The following is a 7661-nucleotide window of genomic DNA, read 5'->3' on the forward strand; positions in this document are numbered from 1 at the left end:
CACCCGAGGGTCTTCGGCACGTCCAGCCACGACGGTCATCCTGCCACCTTCCAGTCTGTTTGTGAAGCACTAACAGACTGGAAGCCGACAGCCACCAAGTGTGGGAGGTGCCACAGCTCTTGACCCCCGCCTACTGGCGACTCAACCGCCCGTCCAAGACCGCCATGGTCACGTCAAGAGTCCCTTGAGAAGAGCCGCACCCTATCGATTCTGCCGTGTGCCTCGTATGGCCTGGCTGGCTGAGCGAGCGTGGCGCAACGAGGACGCGCCGGGTCGTACGGTAGGTCCCATGGACAGGCTGAGCGCGACCGAGCGGGAAACGGCGAAGGCGATCTATCGACTTGTGTCCGACGGCGGCACGGCGCGCACCGGTGACCTCGCCGCCGCGTTGTCGGTGGCGCCGGCGTCGGCGACGGCCAGGGTGCAGCGTCTCGCCGAGCGTGGGCTGGCGTCCTATGCGCCCTACCAGGGCGTCGAGCTCACCGAAGAGGGTCGGGCCGTCGCGACGTCGGCGATCCGGCGGCACCGGATCGTCGAGCGCTTCCTGTCGGACATGCTCGGCTACCCGTGGGAGGACGCCGACCGGCTGGCGGTCACGTTCGAGCACGACGTCCCGGACGAGGTGATCGCGCGCATCTTCGTGGCACTCGACCGGCCGTCGACGTGTCCGCACGGGTTTGCCATCCCCGCGGCGGACTCGACCGACGTCCCGGTGCTGCCGACGCTGGACGAGGTCGAGGCTGGCGTGACCGCCGAGGTCGCGCTGCCCGGTGCGACCGACCGCGAGGTGAGCGACTTCCTCGAGACGCTGGGCATCCGTCCCGGCGTGCGCATCGCGGTGCGCGAGCATCACCCGTTCGGCGGTCCGGTCGTGATCTCGGTCAGCGGTGAGGACCGCACGATCGGCAACAACCTGGCGCGGCAGATCTTCGTCCGCGTGGACGAAGACTCGGGACCACTCGTTACCCGCTGATTGTTCACGAGCGGGAACTTGCTTCTTCGGGCATACTAAAACCCATCTTTGATGGGGCGGTATCACGGCTGCCCGTCGTTCCACATCGAGGGAGACCCGACCATGCCCGTCGTCCTGGCCGCCGAGGGTGGCTACCAGTCCTTCCAGCTCGGCGCGGGAGAACGCGCCTGGCTGTGGTTCGCCGTCGTGACCGCGCTCGCCGCGATCGGCGTCGGTCTCGCCCTCATGCGGACGGTCATGGCGGCCGATACGGGCACGCCGAGGATGCGCGAGATCGCCGACGCGATCCGGGAGGGCGCGATGGCCTACCTGCGGCGCCAGTTCCGCACGATCGCGCTGATCCTGGTCCCGCTGGTCGTCATCGTGTTCGCGTCGTCGACCGCGGTCCTGCGGCCCGACGGGACCGAGGCGCTGTCCGTGGCGCAGTCGGGCATCTGGCGGACCGTGGCCTTCCTCGCCGGCTGCGCTCTGTCCGGCCTGACCGGGTTCATCGGCATGAGCCTGGCGGTGCGCGGCAACGTACGGACGGCGGCCGCGGCGCGATCGGGTTCGCTGCCCGCCGCGCTGCGCGTGGCGTTCCGCACCGGCGGAGTGGCGGGGATGTTCACCGTTGGGCTGGGCCTGCTGGGGGCGACGCTGATCATCCTGGCGTTCACGAACACTGCGTCGACCATCCTGGTGGGCTTCGGCTTCGGGGGGTCGCTGCTGGCGTTGTTCCTACGGGTCGGCGGTGGCATCTTCACCAAGGCTGCCGACGTCGGCGCGGACCTCGTCGGCAAGGTCGAGGCGGGCATCCCCGAGGACGATCCCCGCAACCCGGCGACGATCGCCGACAACGTTGGGGACAACGTCGGTGACTGCGCCGGGATGGCCGCCGACCTGTTCGAGAGCTATGAGGTCACGCTGGTTGCGTCGATCATCCTGGGCGTCGCGGCGTTCCGGTCGATCGGGCTGGACCCCGCGCTCGGCCTGATCTTCCCGGTCATCGTGCGCGCGATCGGCGTGCTGGCCTCGATCGCCGGGGTGTACGCCGTGCGCGCCACCAACCACGACCTCAGCCCGCTGACCCCGATCAACCGCGGCTTTGCCACCGCCGGCGTGCTGACCGTCGTGGGCACCTTCGTCGTCGCACAGTTCTACGTCGGCAACCTCGACGTGTTCTGGGCCGTCGTCGTCGGGCTCGTGCTCGCCCAGGTCGCGAGCCGGCTGACCGAGTACTACACGTCCACCGAGACGGCACCCGTCCGTGAGATCGCCGACGCCGCCCGCACGGGACCCGCCACGACCGTGCTGTCGGGCGTCAGCTCGGGCATGGAGTCGAGCGTGTGGGCGATCGTGGCGATCGCCGGCGCGCTGGCGGTCGCGGTGGTGCTCGGCGACGGGAACCTGCAGTACGCGCTGTACCTCGTCGCCCTGTGCGGCATGGGCATGCTCGCCACCACCGGCGTCGTGGTGTCCGAGGACACGTTCGGTCCTGTCGCCGACAACGCCGCCGGCATCGCCGAGATGTCCGGTGAGTTCGACGGCGACGCCGCGCGCATCATGGTGGCCCTGGACGCGGCCGGCAACACAACCAAGGCCGTCACGAAGGGGTTCGCGATCGGGTCCGCGGTGATCGCCGCGGTGGCGCTGTTCGCGAGCTACGTCGAGACCATCGGAGCGGAGCTGCGCCTCGAGGCCGTCGGCTCCGAGCTGTTCGCCGACCCCGCCACCCAGATCAACGTCGCCGACCCCACGACGTTCATCGGCCTGCTCATCGGCGGCGCGGTCGTGTTCCTGTTCAGCGCGCTGGCGATCCGCGCCGTCGGCCGCACCGCGGCCATCGTGGTCGCCGAGGTCCGTCACCAGTTCGCGACCAAGAGGATCATGGAGGGCATCGACCGTCCCGACTACGGCCCGGTCATCGACATCTGCACCCGTGCGTCTCTGCGGGAGCTCACCACACCGGCCCTGCTGGCGGTGCTCACGCCGGTGATCATCGGGTTCGGCGTCGGCTATGCGGCGCTCGGCGCCTTCCTCGCCGCCGTCATCCTCGTCGGGCAGCTGATGGCCAACTTCCTGTCGAACGCGGGCGGGGCGTGGGACAACGCGAAGAAGTACATCGAGGACGGCCACCACGGCGGCAAGGGCTCCGAGGCGCACCGCGCCGCCGTGATCGGCGACACGATCGGTGATCCGTTCAAGGACACGGCCGGGCCGGCGCTGAACCCGCTGATCAAGGTCATGAACCTGGTCTCGCTGCTGATCCTGCCGTCGGTGCTCGCGCTGCGCGCCGACCCCTTGCGCTACGCGATCGCTCTGGCCGCCACGCTCGTCCTCGCAGCGTCCATCGCCTACTCCAAGCGTGGGGGTGCGTCGCTGGCCGTGCCGCAGGACGTCGTCACTTCGTCCTCTGCGGGATGACGGTGCTGGCCGCCGCAGTCGACCAGGCCGTGCGGATCGTGGCTGCGGGAGGCGCCTGGCCGCTGGCGGCGGTCATGCTCGTCGAGAACCTGTTCCCGCCCATACCGTCGGAGATCGTGCTTCCGCTCGCTGGGTTCGCGGTCGACCGGGGCACGATGTCGCCCGTCGTCGCGCTGGGTGCGGCGACCTCAGGTTCGGTCGTCGGCGCGTGGATGTTGTACGGCGTCGGGCGATGGGGGGCACGCCCGGCGGCCTACCGGTTCCGCCATGTCGTCCGCCTGCCTGCCGCGGATCTAGATCGCGCGGACGCATGGTTCGACCGGCACGGCCCCAGCCTGGTGTTCTGGGGGCGGATGGTGCCGCTGGTGCGCAGCGTCGTCTCCGTGCCGGCGGGGATGTCGGAGATGCCGATGGGGCGGTTCACCCTGCTCACGGCAGCCGGGTCGTTGCTGTGGAACGCCGTGCTCATCGCCGCCGGCTGGCTGCTCGGCCGCAGTTGGGCGCTGGTCAGCGAGACCGTGGGGCACGCATCCGTCGTCGTCGCGGGCGTCCTCGCGGCGCTCGCGGTGTACGGCGTGATCCGTCTGCTGCAGAGACCAGGCCAGTAGCAGCTGGCCCGTCTGGGAGAGCCCCTTGAGTGTGTGGGAAGCGGTACTTCTCGGTCTCGTCGAGGGACTCACGGAGTGGCTGCCGATCAGCTCGACGGGACACCTGACGGTCACCCAGGGTCTGCTGGGAATCAACGGCGATGCTGCCGTCACCTATGCCATCGTGATCCAGGCGGGCGCGATCATGGCGGTCGTGTCGCTGTACCGGACGCGGTTTGCCGGGATGGTCGCCGGGCTCCGCGGGCGCGATCCGCAGGGGCGGCGGACGCTGCTCGCGCTGATCTTGGCGACCGCACCGGCCGCGGTCGTGGGGCTGGCGCTCGACGACGCCATCACGACCTGGTTGTTTGGACCGTGGCCCGTCGTCGTCGCCTGGTTCGCCGGAGGCTGCATGATCCTGGCACTCGTCCACTGCCGGCGTGGCCTGCGGCCGACCGATGGTGCGCCGCTGGTCGAGCTCAGCCCGCTGGGCGCGTTGGTCATCGGCTGCGCCCAGGTGCTGGCGCTGTGGCCGGGCGTCAGTCGCAGCCTCGTCACCATCCTCGCTGCGGTCGTGCTGGGCCTGAGCATGCCGGCGGCGGTCGAGTTCAGCTTCCTGCTGGGCTTCGTGACGCTCGGCGGCGCGACGCTGTACGCCGCGGCGTCGTCCGGCGTCGGGATCGTCGACGCGTTCGGCGTCGCTGCGCCGCTCTGTGGGCTGGTGGTGGCGTTCGTCGCGTCGGTCTTGGCGATGCGTTGGATGGTCAGCTACGTGACCCGGCGCGGCCTCGGGGTGTTCGGGTGGTACCGCATCGCTGTCGCTGTGCTGACCGCCGGTCTGCTCGTGACCGGCCTGGCGTGAGCTGGGGCTTGAGTTCCGACGGCGGGTTTCACCAGGCGAGCAGCTGCACACCGATGGATACGACTGCCAGCGACAGCGCGGTCAGCGGGATGCCGACGCGGGTGTAGTCGGAGAAGCGATACCCACCGAGTCCGTAGACCATCGTGTTGGTCTGGTACCCGATCGGAGTCAGGAACGATGCTGACGCCGCGATCGCGACACCGATCGCGAACACGATCGGATCGCCGTCGAGCTGCGCGGCGGTGGCCAGCGCGACTGGCAGCATGAGCGCGGCGGCCGCGGCGTTGCTCAGCGGTTCGGTCAGCAGCATGGTGCCGGCGATCACCGCGACGACCCCGCCGGTGCGGCCACCGACCTGTGCGGCCGTCGCGACGAGCGCGGCGACCTGGTCGGCAAGGCCAGAGCTGTCCATGGCAGCGCCGAGCGCGAACGACCCGGCGACGACGAGCAGCACGTCGAGGTCGACGGCGTCGCGGGCCTCGGGAACTGTGATGGTTCGGGTGACCACGAGCAGCAGGACCGCGGCCAGCGCCGCATGCAGGATCGGCACGAGTCCCGCGGCGGCAGCGGCGATCATGACGCCGACGACCGCGCCGGTCAGGCGGCCACGCCCGGCGCCGTCGCGGGCACCATCCGCGCGCAGTGGCGCCAGCAGCGCGAAGTCGTCGCGGTCGCGCCAGCGCGTCACGAACTCGCCGTCGCTGAACACGAGCAGGGCGTCGCCCGCGCGCAGCGTCACCGTGCCGAGCTTGCCCTCGACGGGGCGACCGTCGCGATGGATCGACAGGACCGCGGCGGCGTAGCGACCGCGGAAGCCGGCGTCCGCGAGGCTGCGGCCGGCCAACGGCGACTCGGCGCCCACGACCACCTCGACGAGCTGGCCGGTGCCTGGCGCGAACTCCGGCACGTGCCGGCGCTCGACGGCCTCGAGGCCCGGATGGTCCAGCAGTGCGGCCAGTTGTGCGCCCACGCCGACGAGGGTGATGATGTCGTGGCCCCGAAGCGGATCGCCGCCGCCGGCGACGCGGAGGCGACCGTCCCGCTCGACGGCCGCGAGGAACCCACCGGGCAGGTGGCGCAGTCCCGCCTCGCCGACGCTCGCGCCGTCGATCGGTCCACGGGGGCGGACCGCGAAGCTGGCCGCGTACTGCCGCGGCAGCGGGACGAGCGCGGAGCCGGGTGTCGGCCGGTCGGGTAGCAGCCGAGGCGCGGTCAGGATCAGCAGCGCGACGTCGGCGACGGCCAATGGCAGGCCGATCGGGGTCATCGTGAACAGGCCGAAGGCCGGGAGCCGACGTTCGACCAGCAGGCCGGACACCACGAGGTTGGTCGACGTGCCGATCGTCGTGACCACGCCGCCAAGGATGGTCGCGTACGACAACGGCATGAGGTAGCGCGACGCGGACCGCCCTCGCGTCGCGGCGCGGCTGTAGACCACTGGCGCGGTCGCCGCGACGATCGGGGTGTTGTTGAGGAACGCCGAGGCCGCAGCGATGGGCACCAGCAGGCGCACCAGCGTGCGGCGTTCGCTCTCGTCGGTGGTCAGGATCCGTACGATGCCCGCGTCGAGCAGGCCGGTGCGCTCGACTACGTGCCCAACCACGTACAAGGCCGCGATTGTCGCGACCGCGTCGTTGGAGAACCCGGCGAACGCCTCCTCTGGCGTGATGACGCCGGTCAGCAGGAGCACGACCGCGGCGCCCATGATGCCGCCGGACGGCGAGACCCGGCCAGCGATCAGCAGGCCGAGCAGGCCGGTCAGGACGAGCAGGGTGATGGTGGCGTCTATGCCCGTGGCGGGTCCTCCGTTGCGGCGAGGTCGCCCCCGGGGTCAGATGTTCGAGGCGACAAACTACCGTGTTCGTTGAACTAAACACCCGTACGGTCGACCGCGGTGAGCCTCCTGAACGTGGCCGCATGCCGAGCACCCTGAGCGGTGGAGGCGTCGCTCGCCGCTCGGCGCCTCCGCGCACGGCTGGGCAGCTCAGGTTGCAGTGCGCGTCCCGAGGCCAGTTGCCTTCAAGGGGCGTGCGGCGGCGTGCGTGCAGGCTTTGGACCCGTTCCTGGACCCAACGCGACGAACGTCGGTGACCGGCTGCGTACCTGAACCGACGTATTCACGCCGATCACGGACGTGATGGACCCCGGCGGACGCATTGGCCCTCTATGGCATGGACGTGTTCTCGAGGCCGGTACTAACAGATCAATGCCAACAGCGGTGGGTGCGCGACGGGCTCGGAATCGACTTCTGCGCCGCCGCGGCCGTCCATGGATCCGGCGGTACGTGGCGAACGGGCTTCCGGTATGATGTTGTCACACCGACGGAGGTGCTGCTGCCTATGGTCGTCAAGAAGGTTGCCGTGACGCTGCCCGAGGAGCTGTTCGACATGGTCGAGCGGGCACGCAAGATCGAACACCGGTCACGGTCCGAGGTCATCCAGGAGGCGCTGCGGACGCACTTCGGCGAGCCGGTGTACGTCCCTACGGACGACGAGCGCCGCATCCTCGACCACGCGCTGGCTGATCTGCGCGAGCATCCCGAGTCCGGACGGTCGTGGGATGACGTCCGCGGTGAGCAGTGGCCCACTGAGTGAAACTGCTTGTTCGGCCGGCAGCGGTCGACGACATCCGCGCTGCGCGCGACCGCTACGCGGATGCGGACCGACGACTCGACGAGCAGTTGGTGGAGGATCTGGATCGGCTGTTCGCGCTCTTGGAGGCCTTCCCCCGCAGCGCTCCGGTCGTCGAGGGATACGAGTCGATCCGGCGGGCGCTGCTGCGACGGTTCCCGTACGCCGTGTTCTACCGGCTCACCGAACCCGACCGCATCGATGTG

7 protein-coding genes are annotated in these 7661 nt (G+C 70.2%); 6 read left to right on the forward strand and 1 reads right to left on the reverse strand.

The window, feature by feature from the left end; translation table 11 throughout:
* The first annotated feature begins 289 nt into the window (after window positions 1-289).
* The 4 genes from VFZ70_08365 to VFZ70_08380 all read left to right on the forward strand — a co-directional run bounded on the left by VFZ70_08365 (window position 290) and on the right by VFZ70_08380 (window position 4825).
* Window positions 290-973, forward strand: a complete 684-nt coding sequence (locus tag VFZ70_08365) for a metal-dependent transcriptional regulator (GenBank protein HEX6255812.1) — start codon at window positions 290-292, stop codon at window positions 971-973.
* Between the two features lie 102 nt (window positions 974-1075).
* Complete coding sequence (locus tag VFZ70_08370; protein ID HEX6255813.1) at window positions 1076-3376, forward strand: sodium-translocating pyrophosphatase; 2301 nt, start codon at window positions 1076-1078, stop codon at window positions 3374-3376.
* Window positions 3373-3984 carry a DedA family protein gene (locus tag VFZ70_08375; protein ID HEX6255814.1) on the forward strand — a complete coding sequence of 204 codons (612 nt, stop codon included), beginning with the start codon at window positions 3373-3375 and terminating at the stop codon, window positions 3982-3984. The genes VFZ70_08370 and VFZ70_08375 overlap by 4 nt, the downstream gene beginning before the upstream one ends.
* Before the next feature lie 31 nt (window positions 3985-4015).
* Window positions 4016-4825 carry an undecaprenyl-diphosphate phosphatase gene (locus tag VFZ70_08380; protein ID HEX6255815.1) on the forward strand — a complete coding sequence of 270 codons (810 nt, stop codon included), beginning with the start codon at window positions 4016-4018 and terminating at the stop codon, window positions 4823-4825.
* Window positions 4826-4853: 28 nt separating this feature from the next.
* Here the strand turns inward: VFZ70_08380 and VFZ70_08385 are convergent, their stop codons facing one another.
* Window positions 4854-6614 carry an SLC13 family permease gene (locus tag VFZ70_08385; protein HEX6255816.1) on the reverse strand — a complete coding sequence of 587 codons (1761 nt, stop codon included), beginning with the start codon at window positions 6612-6614 and terminating at the stop codon, window positions 4854-4856.
* A gap of 550 nt (window positions 6615-7164) precedes the next feature.
* On the opposite strand from VFZ70_08385, the gene VFZ70_08390 reads away from it, so the two are divergent.
* A complete protein-coding gene (locus VFZ70_08390) occupies window positions 7165-7419 on the forward strand; it encodes a ribbon-helix-helix domain-containing protein (GenBank protein ID HEX6255817.1) in 255 nt (84 codons plus the stop codon).
* Window positions 7416-7661 (forward strand): type II toxin-antitoxin system RelE/ParE family toxin (locus VFZ70_08395; GenBank protein ID HEX6255818.1); only part of this gene is annotated, 246 nt, incomplete at its 3' end. The genes VFZ70_08390 and VFZ70_08395, both read left to right, overlap by 4 nt.

Source organism: Euzebyales bacterium (genome assembly GCA_036374135.1).
Taxonomy (GTDB): Bacteria; Actinomycetota; Nitriliruptoria; order Euzebyales; family JAHELV01; genus JAHELV01.